Genomic DNA, 17,487 nt, shown 5'->3' with positions numbered 1-17,487 from the left:
TATTTAACATATGATCACTCACCCTCAAATATTTTTATTTTTTTTTCATGTATAATCAAATATAAATATTCTTTTTCTGCAAAAGGTATTGGCTGACTATAAACCTCTACATCCTTAGCTTCTTCATTAACTGTTCGATGCTTAAAATTAAAATAGTTTTTGCTTTTCTCCCTTGCCTCTTCCATTTCTTTTTTTACCTCTTCTTTATTTAAGACATTTATATCTGATATTTTCATTGATGTCAATTCTTCTTTACTCCAGCCATAAAAATTTACGGCTGCAGGATTAGCATCAACTATCTTACCATTATCAGGGTCAATAATTAACATAACTGTGTAATCATTTTCAAAGAGTGCTTTATATCTATCTTTAATATTTTTATATTTGCTTTTTGTTTCCTTAAGTTCAGTAATATCTCTGTAGATAATATAATAACCCATATTTTCTTCTTCTAAAGAAACAGGAAAAGCCTGAATTGAAACATCAATTAGTTCACCATTTGCTTTCTCTCTAATTGTCCTTGAATTTACATTTTCTCCCTGAGATAATTTATAAATATAATTATCAGTTTCTCTAGTTCTATCTATTGGAACTATTTTTTTGATATTTTCTCCTATTATTTTTTGCTCATCATAGCCAAACATTTCAATGAAATAATCATTAACTTTAATAATATGAAAGTCTTCATCCACAATTACTATACCCTCTTCTGTTTTTTGAAATAATTCTTTATAATCTTCATTTCTTTTTAAAATTTGATTTTCTATTTTAGAATCGCTAATTTCATCATCTAAAATATCTAATTTAAGCTGGTCAATTTTATCATCTTCGATAATCCTGATAAAGGTATCTGCCACCTGAGGTGAAAACTGGCTTCCTTTATTACTTTTAATTTCTGCCACTGCTTTTTCAAAACTTAAAGAATTACGATATGCCCTTTTAGATAACATAGCATCCCACGCATCTGCCACTCCTAATATTTGAGAAATAACAGGAATTTCTTCTTCTTTTAGCCCTTCAGGATAGCCTCTACCGTCCCATCTTTCATGATGATACAGTAAATATTTTGCAATCGGTTTTAATGTTTCAGAACTACTCAAGGCTTTACTTCCCCAGACAGGATGTTTTTTGATCAGTTCATACTCTTTATCAGTTAATTTTCCTTTTTTATTTATAATATCGAGCGGGATAAGCAATTTGCCTATATCATGAACTAATCCTGCCCAGTAGGTGTTTCTAATTGTTGTTTCAGGCAAGTTCATTTCTTTAGCTATAGCTGCAGCTATTTTTGCTACATTTTCGGAATGACCTTTGGTGTAGAGATCATACATTTCCATTATCTTAATAATCGAAGTTATAAGTTCCCTGGTAAATGAATTTTGTAGATTGGTATATTCTTTTATTGTGTAAAAACTTAAAGCAATATTATGAAACGCTTTAAAAACACTAAGAGAATTATTAGTAAAATTTTTGCTGCTCTTTTCGCTAATATCCAGACTTAAGCCTGCTTTTTTCTGACCTGAAATTTCTAAATCCATATATAATATTTCTTTCATTTTATAGCTTAATTTTTTCAATTTATTATAATTCTTTTGGTCCATAAATTTTTTATTTCTTCTTTTTACTTCGCTAAAATTTATAATCTCAATATTATCATTTTTATTGAAAAATGCTTCTTCTGGTATATTGATATCTTTAAGACTGGAGAGTTCATAACCAATAGTATTTATAAAATTAACCTTTCCTTTTTCGTATATATAAACACTACCATAATCAGCTTCAGGTATAATTTTTATAGCATTATTCAAAAGTTCTCCCAAAAAATCTTTTTCAGTTAATAAGCCCTCATCTGTCATATTAGATACAAGTTCAATCATTTTAACAAATCTCTGGTTGAGTGAATTTATTTCTTCAAAGGACTGTTCTAATTCCTCATTCATAGCCATAACTTCTTCATTATAGGCTGTTAGCTGTTCAAAAGCAGCAGCTAATTCTTCTTTTTGTTCTCTAATCTTTTCTTCTTTATCTTTTCTTTCTGTAACATCAAAAACAAAACCTTCAATTACATAAGTCCCATCTTCTTTTGTTCTGCTTTTTATAGCATTCATACTAATCCATTTATGAACTTCATTTTTTCCTATCGCCTGATATTCAAAGTTTTTGACTTCATCATTTTCATTTAATTCCATGATAAATTCTTCTCTTCGTTTTTGATTTAAATAAAGATCTTTTTTTAAGTCATTATAATGTTTTAAAGTCTCATCTATACTGGAAAATCCCAGAATCTCTGCCATGCTTTCATTAATAGAAATTATTTTCCCGTTAGAAGTTGTTTCAAAAATACCTATTGGTGCTTTATTAACTAAATTATCATATTTATCGCTTTTCCTTTTTATTATTTCATTATCTCTTTTTATTTCAATATTTTTATTAATTATTTCAAGGTGAGATTCTATTAGTTCTTTAAACTGCAGCATAATTTCCTGAGTGTTTTTAGAAAAATGATGGGTCTTTTTGTCGTGAATACAGAGTGTACCAAAGATTTTATCATCAGGCCATTTTAAAGGGTAGCCTAAATATGCATTTAGTCCAGCCTGAGCATCAATTGAATCTTTCCACTTGCTGTTTTCTAGAGCATTGACAATCATTACTTTCTTCTCATTTTTAATAACAGCCTCACAATAATGACCTGATAATCTAGATCTCATTCCTTCTTCAAAGATATTCTCAAGATTATCACTTGCCTTAAAAACATCAAGAAAAGGAGGATCAAACCGTGTTATCAAAGCATCTGAACTGCCTGCTGTTTTAACAAGTATATCGACAATGTTCTGCCATTTATCCTGCATTTTTACTGGGATTTTTTTGTTATAATCTTTTTTACTCACTTAAAATTCTCCTTTTATAATTCAATCCTGGTCTGTTAATTTAGACATTAAATAATTTTTCCGTATTGATTACTATTACTAATTTCTCGTTAAGTGTTAAAATCCCTTTTATAAATTCCGAACTAATTTCATTTTATTTTCTTATTTTCTCTTTTAATATCTTCAACTGCTAGTGTTAATATGCCCTGCATTTGATCTACCATAAATCTTAAAGTTATATTTTCGACGGTATTAATTATCATCCTCTTTACCTTCATCCTTAAAAGCTTCTAAGGTTTCAAGTCTTGATTTGCTGATTAATAATTCTCCAACTAAATTCATTATCTTATCAAGATTTTCTAAATCTAAGTTATTTTTTTATTCATTTAATTACCTCCATATTGCCTGCAGGTTTAACTTATAGGAAAAAGAGGGGCTAATACAAATTGTTTTTGTATTAACCCTTTTTAAGAATAATTTGTGATTATTATAGTTTGAATTTATTTACCGCTTCTGTTAGATTATTGGCCATATCTGCCAAGTTTTCAGCAGCAGAAACAATTTCTTCTGTTGATGCAGATTGTTCCTCACTGGCTGCAGCTACCTCTTCTGAGTTACTGGCAGCTTCTTCACTTACCCTTGCAATCTCCTGCACAGTTGCTTCAACTTCTCTACTATTAACATTTACTCTCTCAGACTGCTGGCTAATATTTTCTATTAACTCGCTCAGTCTCAAAGCAGCACTATTTATCTTTTCAAAGGTATTCCCTGTATTTTTTATAGCACTTACACTGCCGTCAACTACTTCCTCTGTATTATTCATTTTATTAACAGCATCTCCAACTCCACCCTGGATTTCTTTTACCAGACCACCAATTTGAGTTGTTGCCTCTTCTGACTCTTCTGCCAGCTGTCTTATTTCATCTGCGACTACAGAAAATCCTCTGCCTGCTTCTCCTGCTCTGGCTGCTTCTATTGCCGCGTTTAAGGCTAAAAGATTAGTCTGAGCTGCTATATCATTAATCAACTCTACTATTTCTCCAATCTTATTTGATAAATCTCCTAAGTTGTTGATAGTATTTGCAACATCCTTAGTATTTCCTTTTACATTTTCGATTTGTTCGACTGAATTATCTACTGATTGATTCCCTTCATTTATGTTATTCATAACATTATCAGCCTGTTCATCCATCTCCGTTGACATTTTCTCTACATCATTTATCTGCTCAATCAGTTCATTAATCTTACTGTTTGTTTCTTCAACCTGAGCTGACTGTTCTTCTGCTCCAGATGCTACCTGCTGAATAGATTCTCCCACCTGCTGGGCAGCTACAGCAACTTCTTCTCCCGAAGCAGAAAGTTCTTCACTTGAGGCAGATAAATTTTCAGCTATATTAGATACATTTGTAATCACATTTCTTAACTGGTCCTGCATTGTATTTAGAGCCTTTGCTAAAGTTCCTATTTCATCATTACTATCAACATCAATTTTTTCTGCAGCAAGATTACCATCTGCTATTTCTTTGGCAAAAGCAACACCTAAGTTAACAGGTTTAGTTATGCTTCTTGTAATGAAGAAGGCTAAAATTATACCAATTAATACAGCAATAACTAAAGCGATAATCAGATTTCTAATGGCTGTTGACTGGGCTTCATGCATCTCTTCTACATGAAGATCCTTTAAGGAGTTAGCCTGAACAATAAATTCTTCTGCCTTTTCTTCCAGCAATGCTTTGTTTTCATCTTTGACAAGCTCAACATTATGTATTTCCCTAAATACCTGCTCTGTATTTTCTAATTGAGCTATAATGTTTTCTGCTGCTTCAATGTCCTGTGCTTCGTTAAAGGAATCTCTTAATTCAGCAGCTGTGCTTTTGGCTGTTTCAAAAGCTGCTAAAGTGCTATCTGCATATTGACTCTGCATTTCAGCATTTGCGAGATTAATTATATAGTTTCTTTCCTGAATCCCAATTTCATTAATATTTGCTTTTAAATCATTAGCCAGCTTTCTAGTTGAATATTTTTGGTTAACCTTATTTAAAGTTGTTTCTATATTAGTATCTGTTTCTTGCTGTAATGAATTCGAAGCATCCATATATTTTTGTTGTATCTTATCCAGCTTTTCTCTGACTTCTCCAAATATCTGGTTTTCCTGTTCTAAAAGAGAATCAAGATTGTTATAATTACCACCAGATATATTATCCCAAATTTGGGAGGTCTTAGTTTTATATGTTTGAAATCCTGTATAAAAGTTTTCTCTAATTTCTATTTCTTCTGCAAAAATTGTATCTGTATTCTCATATTTTTCAAAGCGTTCTGCTGTTTGAGCAATATTTTCATCAAAAACACCTTTTAACTGTTCTATCTCTCCCCTGTTATTTTCATTAACAGCTTTCATTAGGGCAACTTTGGACTGCTGAAAATCCCGATCAGCATTTAATAAGTAATTAAAAGTAGGTAAATAATTTTCTGCAAATTCAGATACTATTTCTTCCTCAATTTTCGTTAATTCTTCAAGAGCCTGTTCATATTCTTCCTCCTGATTTGTAAGTATGGTATTAATATGAATGTTCAGATCTTCTTCAGTATTTATAAATTTGCTTCTTAACTCATTCTGCTGAAAAAGTGAATCTGCATAATTATTTGCAGCATTACTATATTCACCTGCAAGTGTCTGCATCTGAGTAACTCTATCTTTGTCCCCCTGCTCATTCATCAGGGCTTTAGTTTCTTCTGCCTGCTCATTCATCTTTTCAGCTAAAGAATTAATATTATCAATATAGATTTGTTCTTCTCTCAGCATAAAATCTTTTTCATTCTGCCTCATTTCTAAAGCAGTTTCTGCAAAACCAACTGCATCCATTGCAATTGTTGCATCATGATCCACATTATTTAGACCACTGTAGCCCATAAAAGCCATTACAGCTGCAATAATTAACAGTAATGTAAATCCCCCACCAATTTTGATACCTAAATTCAGATTCCTAAATGCTTTAAACATTAATTTACCCCCTTGGATGATTTAAACACTACTTTATAAGAAAACTAAATAAAAAAATTTTAAATAAATACCGTGCTGTCTTTACTAAAAAATTTTTTAGAGTTTATTTGATCATGTCAGACGCAACAACAGCAGTTATCTTAAGGATAATAGTTTTATGGCACTGGCCATTTCTATACCCGTTTCTACCGGAGAGAATGAGATTAATTATCTCAGTATCCCACTGTTATACTCTGTGATTCATGTATAGCAAAGGTAACGTTATTGACACCGCAAAATGCTAATGCTGTCCATTTATGATAGAAAATAAGAAAGAATTCCTAAAGCCTTTAAATCCGATCAAAATAATTGAGCGGATTTATTTTTACTTTATTATTTAAAACATTGTTTAAGATATAAGGTGCAAAATCATCAGCAGCAGCCGGATGTGGTAAAACATTATACTGCAGCTGCTCAAACTCAGCTTTCAACTTTTCCAGCCGCTGGGGTATATCCTCTCGCACATGGTAGCCTGCAAAAATAAAAAGAGGAAAAATATTAAACTGCTCATATCCCTTCTTAACTAAATCCTCAATTACTGTTTCCAGCTGCGGAGAAGCAAATTCCAGACAGGCCCCTCTAATTAATACATAGCTCCCTCTTGAATCAGATTTTCCAACCTGATCCGTCATTCCTGATAACGATTCAAACTCTTTTCTCTTTTTATTTTCAGAATTAATTTCATTTAACTTCTGAATAAAATTTTTAAACTCCTGCTTGCTTTCCTGGCACTTACTTCCATGACTGACTACAACTAATACTTTTTGGCTGTCCATTATAATTCCGCCTTTAATTTTTTTAAGACCTGATAATTGACAGCAATTGTTTGATCCAAATTTTCTTCACTCAAAGCCAGAGAAATAAAGTTAGCTTCAAACTGAGAAGGCGGTAAATAAATTCCGGCCTCTATCATATTTCTAAAATAAGCTGCAAAAAGTTTTTGATCACAGCTTTTGACATCCTGATAATTTTTTACTTTTTTGGCAGTAAAAAATAGAGTAAACATTGATCCAACTCGATTAAAATAGGCTGGAAATTCAAGCTCTTCAATATTCTTTTTAAATCCTTTTTCCAGTTTTTCTGCCTTTGCTTCCAGCTGAGTATAAATCTTTTTATTCTTTAATTCTTTTAAAGTAGCCAGCCCTGCCTGCATGGCCATTGGATTACCCGATAAAGTTCCTGCCTGATAAACGGGGCCAACTGGGGCAACATAATCCATAATTTCTCTTCGACCAGCATAGGCACCAACTGGCATTCCTCCCCCAATAATTTTACCAAAAGTACTTAAATCAGGCTCAATCTTATAAAGTTCCTGAGCACCACCCCGGGCCAGACGAAAACCTGTCATTACCTCATCAAAAATTAAAAGGGCACCATTTTTACGGGTTATTTTTCTTAAAAAATCTATATAACCTGGCTCAGGACCAATAACTCCCATATTTCCAGTTACCGGTTCTAAAATAATACCTGCAATCTCAGAACCATATTCCGTAAAAACCTTTTCTACAGCCTGCTGATTGTTATAAGGAACTACTATAGTTTCTTTAGCAGTATTTTCAGTCACACCCGGGCTGCCTTTGATACCCAGAGTAGCAGCACCAGACCCTGCATCAACCAGCAGACTATCTCCATGGCCGTGATAACAGCCTTCGAGTTTGATAATCTTATCTCTGCCTGTATAACCCCGGGCCAGCCTGATCGCACTCATGGTAGCTTCAGTTCCCGAATTGACCATCCGTACTTTGTCGACTGCCGGATAAAAACCCACTATTAGTTCCGCAATTTCCGTTTCAATTTCAGTTGGTGCACCAAAACTGGTTCCCTTTTTAAGCTGCTCTTTTAACTTTTTAATTACCTGAGGAGGATTGTAACCTAAAATCATTGGCCCCCAGGAATTAACATAATCTAAGTACTGATTACCGTCGATATCATAAAGATAAGCACCCTCACCTTTTTCGATAAAAATTGGATCCATTTCCACAGCCGAAAAAGCCCTGGCTGGACTGTTAACTCCACCCGGAATTACCTTTTCAGCTTTCTTAAAAGCTTTTGCTGATTTTTTTCTCTGATCTCCCATAAAAATCACTCCTTAGCTGATTACTTTCTTGAAAATATAAAAATTTAGCTTACTAATTTCCAACTCTATTTTTGCTTAGACTTTACTTAAATTTTAACTATCTCTGCATCACTTTTTTTATTAGCTAGGAAATTATACCTGATGGTTTGTTGTGAATAATATTTATAGTTTCATAATTTCCGCTATCAACAAAATTTAACCTTACTATATTATAGATTGTCCGAAGGACATTTTGTTCTTTCCGCTTTTAAAGTCTTCTTTCCTGTCCTCTTTTTTACCTCAAAAAAATCATTGACTCTGATATTTATTTCATTAAAAGGCAGTGGAATTTTAAAATTATCCCATCTTATTATTTTACAATTTTAAGTTAATCATTTAACCAGCGAGCAGCACTATCAGCCCAGTATGTAATGATAATATCTGCACCTGCTCTCTTAATTGATATTAAAATTTCTAAAGCAACACTTTTCTCATCAATCCAGCCCTTTTCTGCTGCTGCTTTAACCACTGCATATTCTCCACTTACATTATAGGCTGCAATTGGCAGGTTAAAGTTAAGGCTAGCTTTCTGAATAATATCTAAATAAGATAGTGCAGGTTTAACCATAATAATATCTGCACCCTCTTCAATATCCAGTTTCATTTCTTTTAAGGCTTCGTCGGAATTAGCAGGATCCATCTGGTAGCTGCTGCGGTCACCCTCAGCTGGAGCCGAATGTGCTGCATCACGAAAAGGTCCATAAAAAGCGGAATGATATTTGGCAGAATAAGCCATGATTCCTACTTCTGTAAATCCATTCTGATCTAAAGCCTGCCTTATTTTAGCTACTCGACCATCCATCATATCCGAAGGAGCAATCATATCTGCTCCTGCTTCTGCATGAGATATTGCGATTTTTGCCAGCCTGCTTAAAGTAGCATCATTTTTGACCTTACCTCCTTCTAAAATACCGCAGTGGCCGTGATCCGTATACTGGCATAAACAGAGGTCAGTGATTACCAGAAGTTCTGGAAAGTTGTTTTTTAGACTGCGTACAGCCTGCTGTACTATTCCATCCTGCTGCCAGGCACTGGAACCTTCTGCATCTTTGTATTCAGGCAGTCCAAAAAGTATAACAGCTCTGATCCCCAGATCTATCAGTTCCTCAACTTCTTTTAGCAGCTGATCTAGGGATAAATGATAATTATCAGGCATTGAAGAAATTTCTTCTCTAATATTCTCCCCCTTAACTACAAATAAGGGCTTAACAAAATCTGCAGCAGATAAATTTGTCTCTCGAACTAAATCTCTAATACTTTGAGAACTGCGCAGTCTCCGTGGTCTATTTATTAAATTCATTTAAAACTTCCCCCTTAAATTAACTTTATTTATTTTAAGAATAATATTTTAAAATAGCAGTAAATAAGCCTTCGAGCGTATATTCTGCAGCCGATATTTTAACATTAAGACCATAATCACCGGCTTTATCAGCTGTCACCGGTCCAATACAGGCGATCGGAATTTCTTTTAGCTGCCGCCAGAGCTGCTGATCACTAATCTTTTCTGCTGTTTCAAACTCTAAAATTTGATTTTGATTCTCAATTAATTTCTCTACCCCGCTGATAAAATTTTCAACAGTCGAAGAACTGGTAAAAGTTAATAAATCAAGTTCATCATTTAGAAGCAGCTCCAACATTTCTGCTTCCAATTTTACTGGCTCTGTTCTGTAGGCCTCAACATTATTGACTTTCGCCCCCAGCTTTTTAAGTTCTTTTTCCAGCAGCTGTGGTGCAATATCAGCCCGCGGCAGTAAAAATGAGGCCTGACTGAGATTAATTTTATTCTCGCTTTCAAGCTTCTTTAAATATTCCAAAATTCCAGCTGTTGAATAATCAGCTGGTATAAAATCTGCTCTAATGCCATTCTGCTTTAATTCAGCTGCCGTTTTAGAACCAATTGTTATAACTTTGATTCCGGCCAGAGCTCTTAAATCGAGCTGCTGACTTTCCAGAGCCTCCATAAAATATTTAACCCCATTAACTGAAGTAAATATTATATGAGTATATTCAGCTAAATTTTTAACGGCTTTTTGCAGAGGTTTAATATTTTGAGCTTCCTTGATCCTGATTGTAGGTGCTAAAACCGCATTACCGGCTTCGGCCTCTATCAGATTTACAAAAGAAGATGCCTGTTTCCGGGGACGGGTGACTAGAATATTTTTCCCGAGCAGTTTTTTATTTTCAAACCAGCCTAACTTTTCTCTTAAATTAACAACCTTACCTATTACAATCACTGCCGGCGGCTTAAAATCTGCAGCCTCAACTTTCTCTACAATATTAGCCAGAGTCCCGGTTAAAGTCTCCTGATGGGAGCGAGTTCCCCAGCGAACGAGAGCAGCGGGTGTGTCTGGATTTTTACCTGCCTCTAAAACTCTTTCTACAATCTGAGGCAGTTTACCGACTCCCATCAAGACTACCAGAGTATCCACAGCTGCTGCAATTTTTTCAATTTTAATTGTACTCTCTTCTTTATCAGCCGCCTCATGTCCGGTAATCACAGCAAAAGAAGAAGCCAGATGTCTCTGAGTCAGCGGAATTCCTGCATAAAGCGGAACTGCCAGAGAAGAACTGATCCCGGGGATTATTTCAAAATCAATCCCGGCCTCTTTTAATTTTAAAGCTTCTTCACCTCCGCGCCCATAAATAAAGGGATCGCCTCCTTTCAGACGGCAAACCGTTTTTCCTGCTTCAACTTTTTCGACCATCAGAGTTTCAATTTCACTCTGGGTATAATGATGGTCCTCTGCTTTTTTGCCAACATAAATTTTTTCAGCCTCACTACCGGCATATTCCAAAAAACGATCATTTGCCAGTCTGTCATATAACACAACATCTGCTTTTTCGATTGCTTTTTTAGCTTTTAATGTTAAAAGATCCGGATCACCAGGACCTGCTCCAGTTAAATACACCTTTGCTTCCATTTTTTATGCCCCTTTTATCTATCCTTATAATTCTTTTAATTGATATTCCACAATATTCTTCTCTTTCAGTTTAAAATTAATTATTTTGCAGACTGGCTAAGATTTCTGCTCCCCCGGCTGCTTTAATTTCCCGGGCCAACTTTCGTCCCAGCTTTTGAACAGAATTTAAGTTTAAATCATTTGTACTGACTTTTCTTCTAATTATTCTGCTGCCGTCAAGTTCTCCAGCGGCAGCTGTTAAAGTTAATTTTTGGTCTTCAATTACAGCCTCTGCTGCCAGAGGTGCATGACAACCAGCTTTCATTTCTTTTAAAAAAGCATGTTCTGCCCAGACTTCCAGAGCTGTAGTTTGTGCTTCAGCCTCTTTTAGAATCTTTTTAAGCTCAGTACTTTCTTTTCTGATTTCTACTGCCACTGCTCCCTGTCGGGCAGCGGGAAGACAGATCTCAGTTGATAAATATTCTGTAATCTGATCTTGAAGTCCCAACCGCTCCAGTCCGGCCGCAGCTAAAATAACACCATCCAAATTTTGAGTTTTAATCTTTTTTAATCTTGTTTCTATATTTCCTCTGATCGGAACAATCTCTAAATCAGAACGGTAAGCTAAAAGCTGTGATTTGCGGCGCAGACTACCTGTTCCCAGTCTTGCTCCTTCGGGTAGTTCCGCCAGCTTCTTTTCTGCCCCGGCAAGAACATCATGTCGGTTGGCCCGATCAATAACAGCTGCCACCTCTAAATCTTCGGGCAGCTCTGTCGGTAAATCCTTAAAACTGTGGACTGCCAGATCAATTTCTCCAGCCAGCAGTGCTAGCTCTATTTCTCTCACAAAAATACCTTCTCCATTTATTTCAGAAAACTTTTTATCTCTTTCGCGATCACCGGCTGTCGAAATTTCTTTAATCTCAAATTCTACTTCCGGAAATTTGTTCTGCAGCTTTTCTTTTACTAGCTGACACTGTTTTAAGGCCAGATTACTGCTGCGAGTTCCTATAATATAATTTTTCTTCAATTTAATCATCCCTGTTCCTTAATTTACTTCTATTTTCTTAATTTTATAACAGAAAGGTGCTTAATTGCAAAATTAAAGTTCCCAGTGCAAAAATTCCAGAATTAGAATCATGCATAATCTTTATAGTTTTAGCTTGATCTCTACCGGCAAAAATAAATGACAAAAAGTATTCACCCAGGATAATAATCACGCCAGCAGCAGTCCCTGATAACTGCCACAATTCCGAATTAAAATAGCCTAGCTTCTTAATTTAAAATATTTAATTTCCGCTCCTGCTGACTCTGCTCTCAATTATATATAATTTTTTTGCTGCTGACACTTATAACAGCTCCCTTCAAATTGAATATGATTTATCTATTACTTTTTGCGAAAGTTTATCATTATGAGAAACTAAAACAAAGGGCTGAGAGATTTTCTTTAAAATATAAACCATTCTTGCTGCTGATTCTTTATCAAGACTGGCAAAAGGCTCATCTAACAAAAGCAGTTCTGGTTCCATTGCCAGCACTGAAGCAAAGGCAATTATTTTCTTCTGCCCCTGAGAAAGATTATAACTTGCTTTTTTTTCAAAACCTTCCATTTCAACCAGCTTCAATTTTTCTTCAACAATTTTTTTTGCCTGACTGCGGCTCTTACCAAGATTAATCGGACCAAAGGCAATATCTTCTTCTACTGTTGGACAAAATAATTGATTATCTGAATCCTGAAATAAATACCCAACTCTTTCCCTTACTTCTAAAAAATCTTTTTCTTTTTTTCTTTCCTTTCCAAAAATATGTAGTTTACCTTTTTGAGCTTTAATTAAACCCATTATCAGCTTAAAAACAGTAGTTTTTCCGGCACCATTTGAACCTTTTAGGGCAATTCTTTCTCCAGCTTTAATTTCAAAATCAAAAGCCTCTAAAACTTTATTTCCGTTTTCATATTCAAAATAAATATTTTCTAATTTTATCATTATTAAATCAATCCCTTTTCAATAGCTAATAAAAATATTAAAAACAGAGATGAAACTATTATAAACAGATAGTCCTTTTGTTTGAATTTAAAATGATCTATCATTACAAAATCTCCTTTAAAACCCCTGCAGATCATTGCCTGATAAACTTTTTTGGATCTTTCGTAGCTTTTTATCAATAACATTGCAATCAAATAAGCATATGATCTATAGGTATGCAGATTAGTTTTTGCCTTAAATCCTCTAAGTAGCATAGCCTGATGTATTGTATTAAATTCCTTTTTTATTACATATAAATATCTATAAACAAAAAATAATAAATAAATTAGTTTTGGCGGAATCCGGAGCCTGCTCATTGCATGGATTAAATCCAGAACTGGAGAAGTAGATAACAATGAAATCACTAATAAGATAATACTGTTTGAACTTAAAGTGATTTTCAAAGCATAGAAAAGCCCTTCTCTGGAAACCGAAAACTGCCAGACAGTCAAAATTTCTTTGCCAGGAAAAGTAAACGGAATAAAAATCCAGATTAAACAAATAAATAAATTAAACAGCAGGAGTCTTTTTAAGAGATATTTAAAATCAATTTCAATTGAAATTATTAAAATCACTGCTAAAGCAAAAAACAGGCTCAAAGTCTTTAATTCATTTGATAAAGCAAATAAGGACATTTGTCCGCCCCTAATCAAGTTCGACTAACAAAAGAGTTTGATATAAGATATAGTTAAGGGGGAACAACAAATGCCTAAAACTGAACTTGATCGTGTAAAAGTTAAAACTTTAGATAGTCAATTTGAATACATTCTTAAAGAACTATTTGAATATTCACCGCGTGAAGCAAAAGCAATTGTAGAAGCTGCTAATGAAGTTTACCAACTTAAACATTATGATCCATCATATCATGAAAGTAAAGATAAAATAGTTAAGACTGTAATCTCTAAGAAAGCAAAACACGGTCCAGTTCTAGAAGATTTACCAAAGGTTCAGGTAACCCTGACTAAATCAATAACCAAAGAGGATAAAACACTCTTTAGAATAGAGAATAAATCAGCTCTCAGAAGAGTTAAAATTCTAAGAATGGCAGAAGAATCACTGGAACAGGGTGGTCTTTTAACCCAGGAGGATCTGGCTGATATACTGGAGGTATCCCCCAGAACCATCAGACGTGATATAAAAAAGCTTAAAGGTAAGGGCTTTTCTGTCCCTACCAGAGGTACATATCAGGATATTGGACCTGGAGTGTCCCATAAAACAAAGATAATTGAACTGTATCTGGAATATAACACCTACTCTGAAATACAGCGAAAAACCAGGCATTCTCCTGGGGCAATTAAAAGATATATCAATGATTTTGGTCGTGTATTGCTGGCAATAAAGAATAAGCTTTCAATTAAAGAAACAGCTCATATAGTTGGTATCTCAGAAAGACTGGTTAAAGAATATACCGAACTGTATTTTAAATATAATAGCTCTGAACATAAAGAGCGTATTGCTGATATAGTCAACATAGCTGAGAAAAAAGCTTCAGTAAAAACTGAGGCAAAAAAGGGGGTCATAAAATGAGACAGGACCCTTTTGCTAACCTGGATAAAAAGACTTTCAGGCAGGCTATCATTGAGCTTTTAGAGAGTGAATATAAATTACTTGGCAGCCATAAAATACTGGAATTAATAGCCAACGATATAGTTGAATTAGAGTATAAATATCATCCTCGTAAAAAGACCAATCAGTTTGGAAGTTTAAGCTGGATTAGTACTTCCGACCAGAATAACAAACCAAAACTGGGGCAAAAACGTGAAGAATATAAACAGGAAGTTATTGAACTTCCCTATGTTACCGAGGAAGATATAGAATTAAAAAGACAGAATGTATCCAAAACAGAACATGATATGATCCGTATTGCCAGGCTGACTAAAGCAGCTAAAAAACAGGGTGCTATGCTAACTGTTGAAGAACTAGCAGCAATAATGAACCGTTCTACAGCAACTATTTCAAAGCGTATTGGTGAATACCATAATAGTCATGATGATGTGTTACCTCTTAAAGGTTATATACTGGATATGGGTCGTGGAACCACTCATAAAAAAGCGATAATAGAGCTTTATGAGCAAAAGGTTCAGCCACCTGATATAGCCAGAAAAACAAATCATTCATTAAATGCTGTAGATAGATATATCAAAGACTATGAACGCGTTAAATTCCTTATCAGGCGCGGTATAAGCACAACCCAGATCAAACATATGACAGGAAGAGGAGCTTCTGTTATCAAACAATACAGGAAGCTTATAGAAAAATATCATCCTGAATATTTTGATTCTGATAACGATAAATAATTGATTAATTTGAAATACTAAGAATCAGGAAGAATAGGACCGGACATTTGTCCTAAATGTAATTAGAAAAGAAAAAAATAATCCAACCACTAATTTGGCCCGGGGATCAAGTTTGTGAATCCAGCTGGAACCAGCCGCTAATTTTTCTTCCAGCATTATTAATTTTCTCTCTTTTTAAAATAAAAATAAAGACCCATTAGTCCAAATATATAACCTATTCCACCAATTATCTCCGTCATTCCTGGACCACTATTAGACAACTGATCTAAATCATGATTAATAGGGGCCAGTTTTTTATCCAGCTCTTCACTAACTATTATTCGTAATTGTTCTTCACTAACATCATTTACTGCTTCCATTTTTGATTCAGAATTTGAACTTTGGAACTCAGCTGGAAGTTTAGATCTTTTTACAATATATTGATCCTGATGACCCAGATTATCGTTTAAAACTAATTTCAGATCTTCCAGTACAGGTATTTTAAACTCTACTATTCCATTTTCATCAGTCTGATAGGTGTTTAAAAGATAACCGTGCTCATCATAAATATTAATCTCAGAATTTTTTATAGCTGCTCCATCTGAAAAAGAAGCTTCAGCAATAATTTTGTTTCCCTCTACATAGGCATCTAAATGAACTCCGTGAGCCAGAACTGCAGAGGTTAAAAATAACAAAACAGCTAACAACAAAAGTAACAAAATTGATAGATTTAATTTATTAAACATCTTCTTTGATTCCCCCTAAAATATTTATATTTATTTTTTTGATTGAAAAAACTACAAATACAGTTATTATTCCTTCAATAATTATAACTGGTAAATATGAGACAACCGACAGTTTTGCAATTTCTAAAAAAGATTGATCTGTAAAAGCAAGAGAAAAAGCAACCAGAATAGAAGTTAAAAAAACTGCAAAACCACCACTGATAAAAGAAAGAATACCTAGCCGAAGATTACTATTTATCCTGGCAAAAGCGAATAGATAATAAGCTGCAATTCCAGGAAAAGCTATATTAAATGTATTAATACCCAGAGTGGTAATTCCTCCAAATTGAAATAAAATACTCTGTAAAAATAAAGAAATTAAAATTGCCGGGAAAATCTGCCAGCCGAGTATTATCCCGGCTGTACCATTTAAGATTAAATGAACACTTGTCGGCCCCAGCGGCAAATGAATTAAGGAAGCTACAAATAAAGCTGCCGATATTAATGCTGTTCTGGGTATATCCTGGTCCTTCATCTTTTTTAATCCAACTGCCACTCCAGCTGCTGTAAGCACAGCTCCACTGATTAAAACTGGCGCAGACAAAACACCTTCCGAAATATGCATAGTCACCCTCCTCTTATAATATATATACTTAGTGATATTGAAATATATCACTATTTAAATATAAATTGTTTTTTTACTCAGTATTGTATAATAAATTGTGTAAATTAAATTTAGCTATCTTTTAACTTTTAATTGATTCAGTGATTTTATTTGAATAACACTGCTGAACACCCTTATATTCTCCAAGTCCCTGCAGTTGAATCTCAACCTGATAAGAAAATCATCTTTGGACTGGAAGATACCCAGGAGCTTGGTCATTCTCTTGCTCATGGCTCTTAGATCAGGGCTATACTGTTAAAGAAGTCACGCCTGCTCTAACCAAAAAAAAATCATCACAGTGCTAAATCTGATTAAATTGATGCTGAAGCGCTTGATAAAGCTGGTTAATTTAAATTTCCAGCAGACTTTAAAAAAGCTAATATCTAGTCTCGGAGGATTCTTAGCCTAAAAACCAACCCCATTTTCTTCCATGGAAATTTTTAACTTTATATAGGATGCCTTAAAAAGTAGATAAAAAAAGATCCCAACCATCAGATTGAGATTAAAAGTATATAATCATAATTAAAGTTACTTAAATCAAAAATCTAATAACTTTAAACAAACAGCTAAATTAAATAATTATCTACCTAATACCTGTTCCCAAGGTCATTTGTAAAATTTAATTTACTTAAAATTATCTCCTGATCATAAATTTTCAGCTCAGTTAGAGAACAATTATCTATCTGAAACTGCCAAAAATTTTCGAGCTTAATTGACAGAACAGCTATCAGTTATAATTTGATAACCCCTCCATGAGTAACCACCAGTATTTTATTGCCCTGATGTCTCTCAATAATCTTCTCGAAAAAAAACTTCTGATTCCAGTCAGCTTCTCCATATCTTAATAAATATAATCTGGTTAACATCAGATCTCC

General features: G+C 34.1%; 14 protein-coding genes and 2 pseudogenes. 2 read left to right on the top strand and 14 right to left on the bottom strand.

The annotated features are described in order from the left end of the window. Positions 1 to 14: 14 nt before the first annotated feature. From C7954_RS03545 to cbiQ, 11 genes and pseudogenes are all read right to left on the bottom strand, one after another. Positions 15 to 2,888: a PAS domain S-box protein gene (locus tag C7954_RS03545; protein ID WP_134058736.1), complete on the bottom strand. Its 2,874-nt coding sequence runs from the start codon at positions 2,886 to 2,888 to the stop codon at positions 15 to 17. 231 nt (positions 2,889 to 3,119) lie between these two features. Beyond that, a pseudogene (locus tag C7954_RS03540) lies at positions 3,120 to 3,221 on the bottom strand (hypothetical protein); the annotation flags it as partial. 133 nt (positions 3,222 to 3,354) lie between these two features. Next, complete coding sequence (locus tag C7954_RS03535; protein ID WP_134058733.1) at positions 3,355 to 5,868, bottom strand: HAMP domain-containing methyl-accepting chemotaxis protein; 2,514 nt, start codon at positions 5,866 to 5,868, stop codon at positions 3,355 to 3,357. Between the two features lie 329 nt (positions 5,869 to 6,197). Then, a complete protein-coding gene (locus C7954_RS03530) occupies positions 6,198 to 6,683 on the bottom strand; it encodes a sirohydrochlorin chelatase (RefSeq protein ID WP_134058730.1) in 486 nt (161 codons plus the stop codon). Continuing rightward, positions 6,683 to 7,984, bottom strand: coding sequence for a glutamate-1-semialdehyde 2,1-aminomutase (hemL, locus tag C7954_RS03525; RefSeq protein ID WP_134058727.1), 1,302 nt, complete (start codon positions 7,982 to 7,984; stop codon positions 6,683 to 6,685). Before hemL ends, C7954_RS03530 begins: the two co-directional genes overlap by 1 nt. A gap of 367 nt (positions 7,985 to 8,351) precedes the next feature. Next, on the bottom strand, positions 8,352 to 9,323 hold the full coding sequence (gene hemB, locus C7954_RS03520; RefSeq protein WP_073158811.1) for a porphobilinogen synthase: 972 nt from the start codon (positions 9,321 to 9,323) through the stop codon (positions 8,352 to 8,354). Positions 9,324 to 9,357: 34 nt separating this feature from the next. Beyond that, the gene (gene cobA, locus C7954_RS03515) at positions 9,358 to 10,944 is read right to left on the bottom strand and encodes a uroporphyrinogen-III C-methyltransferase (RefSeq protein ID WP_089655326.1); all 1,587 of its coding nucleotides are present in this window, start codon (positions 10,942 to 10,944) and stop codon (positions 9,358 to 9,360) included. 76 nt (positions 10,945 to 11,020) lie between these two features. Then, the gene (gene hemC, locus C7954_RS03510; protein WP_166667669.1) at positions 11,021 to 11,953 is read right to left on the bottom strand and encodes a hydroxymethylbilane synthase; all 933 of its coding nucleotides are present in this window, start codon (positions 11,951 to 11,953) and stop codon (positions 11,021 to 11,023) included. A 43-nt stretch (positions 11,954 to 11,996) separates the two neighbouring features. Next, positions 11,997 to 12,116 (bottom strand): adenosylcobinamide-GDP ribazoletransferase, encoded by a 120-nt coding sequence (locus C7954_RS14230; RefSeq protein ID WP_476729747.1) that lies wholly within the window; start codon positions 12,114 to 12,116, stop codon positions 11,997 to 11,999. A gap of 171 nt (positions 12,117 to 12,287) precedes the next feature. Next, the gene (locus tag C7954_RS03500) at positions 12,288 to 12,908 is read right to left on the bottom strand and encodes an energy-coupling factor ABC transporter ATP-binding protein (RefSeq protein WP_073158805.1); all 621 of its coding nucleotides are present in this window, start codon (positions 12,906 to 12,908) and stop codon (positions 12,288 to 12,290) included. A 2-nt stretch (positions 12,909 to 12,910) separates the two neighbouring features. Next, on the bottom strand, positions 12,911 to 13,582 hold the full coding sequence (gene cbiQ, locus C7954_RS03495; RefSeq protein ID WP_134058724.1) for a cobalt ECF transporter T component CbiQ: 672 nt from the start codon (positions 13,580 to 13,582) through the stop codon (positions 12,911 to 12,913). A gap of 70 nt (positions 13,583 to 13,652) precedes the next feature. Between cbiQ and C7954_RS03490 the strand changes: the two genes are divergently transcribed. Both C7954_RS03490 and C7954_RS03485 read left to right on the top strand, forming a co-directional pair. After that, on the top strand, positions 13,653 to 14,474 hold the full coding sequence (locus C7954_RS03490) for a DUF1670 domain-containing protein (protein WP_134058721.1): 822 nt from the start codon (positions 13,653 to 13,655) through the stop codon (positions 14,472 to 14,474). After that, positions 14,471 to 15,244: a DUF1670 domain-containing protein gene (locus tag C7954_RS03485; RefSeq protein WP_073160506.1), complete on the top strand. Its 774-nt coding sequence runs from the start codon at positions 14,471 to 14,473 to the stop codon at positions 15,242 to 15,244. Before C7954_RS03490 ends, C7954_RS03485 begins: the two co-directional genes overlap by 4 nt. A gap of 158 nt (positions 15,245 to 15,402) precedes the next feature. Here the strand turns inward: C7954_RS03485 and C7954_RS03480 are convergent, their stop codons facing one another. From C7954_RS03480 to C7954_RS14110, 3 genes and pseudogenes are all read right to left on the bottom strand, one after another. Then, on the bottom strand, positions 15,403 to 15,969 hold the full coding sequence (locus C7954_RS03480) for a hypothetical protein (RefSeq protein ID WP_134058718.1): 567 nt from the start codon (positions 15,967 to 15,969) through the stop codon (positions 15,403 to 15,405). Then, the gene (cbiM, locus tag C7954_RS03475) at positions 15,962 to 16,573 is read right to left on the bottom strand and encodes a cobalt transporter CbiM (RefSeq protein WP_134058714.1); all 612 of its coding nucleotides are present in this window, start codon (positions 16,571 to 16,573) and stop codon (positions 15,962 to 15,964) included. The genes C7954_RS03480 and cbiM overlap by 8 nt, the downstream gene beginning before the upstream one ends. Positions 16,574 to 17,199: 626 nt before the next feature. Continuing rightward, a pseudogene (locus tag C7954_RS14110) lies at positions 17,200 to 17,478 on the bottom strand (histidine phosphatase family protein). Positions 17,479 to 17,487 lie beyond the last annotated feature (9 nt).

This window comes from Halanaerobium congolense (genome assembly GCF_004366375.1).
In the GTDB taxonomy this organism is placed as follows: Bacteria; Bacillota; Halanaerobiia; order Halanaerobiales; family Halanaerobiaceae; genus Halanaerobium; species Halanaerobium congolense.
This window is presented reverse-complemented; position numbering and strand designations above follow the sequence as displayed.

Bases quoted from the DNA above. Each gene is read 5' to 3' on its own strand.
- C7954_RS03535 (WP_134058733.1), bottom strand. From the start codon at position 5,868: ATGTTTAAAGCATTTAGGAATCTGAATTTAGGTATCAAAATTGGTGGG.
- C7954_RS03530 (WP_134058730.1), bottom strand. From the start codon at position 6,683: ATGGACAGCCAAAAAGTATTAGTTGTAGTCAGTCATGGAAGTAAGTGC.
- hemL (WP_134058727.1), bottom strand. From the start codon at position 7,984: ATGGGAGATCAGAGAAAAAAATCAGCAAAAGCTTTTAAGAAAGCTGAA.
- hemB (WP_073158811.1), bottom strand. From the start codon at position 9,323: ATGAATTTAATAAATAGACCACGGAGACTGCGCAGTTCTCAAAGTATT.
- cobA (WP_089655326.1), bottom strand. From the start codon at position 10,944: ATGGAAGCAAAGGTGTATTTAACTGGAGCAGGTCCTGGTGATCCGGAT.
- C7954_RS03500 (WP_073158805.1), bottom strand. From the start codon at position 12,908: ATGATAAAATTAGAAAATATTTATTTTGAATATGAAAACGGAAATAAA.
- cbiQ (WP_134058724.1), bottom strand. From the start codon at position 13,582: ATGTCCTTATTTGCTTTATCAAATGAATTAAAGACTTTGAGCCTGTTT.
- C7954_RS03490 (WP_134058721.1), top strand. From the start codon at position 13,653: ATGCCTAAAACTGAACTTGATCGTGTAAAAGTTAAAACTTTAGATAGT.
- C7954_RS03485 (WP_073160506.1), top strand. From the start codon at position 14,471: ATGAGACAGGACCCTTTTGCTAACCTGGATAAAAAGACTTTCAGGCAG.
- C7954_RS03480 (WP_134058718.1), bottom strand. From the start codon at position 15,969: ATGTTTAATAAATTAAATCTATCAATTTTGTTACTTTTGTTGTTAGCT.
- cbiM (WP_134058714.1), bottom strand. From the start codon at position 16,573: ATGCATATTTCGGAAGGTGTTTTGTCTGCGCCAGTTTTAATCAGTGGA.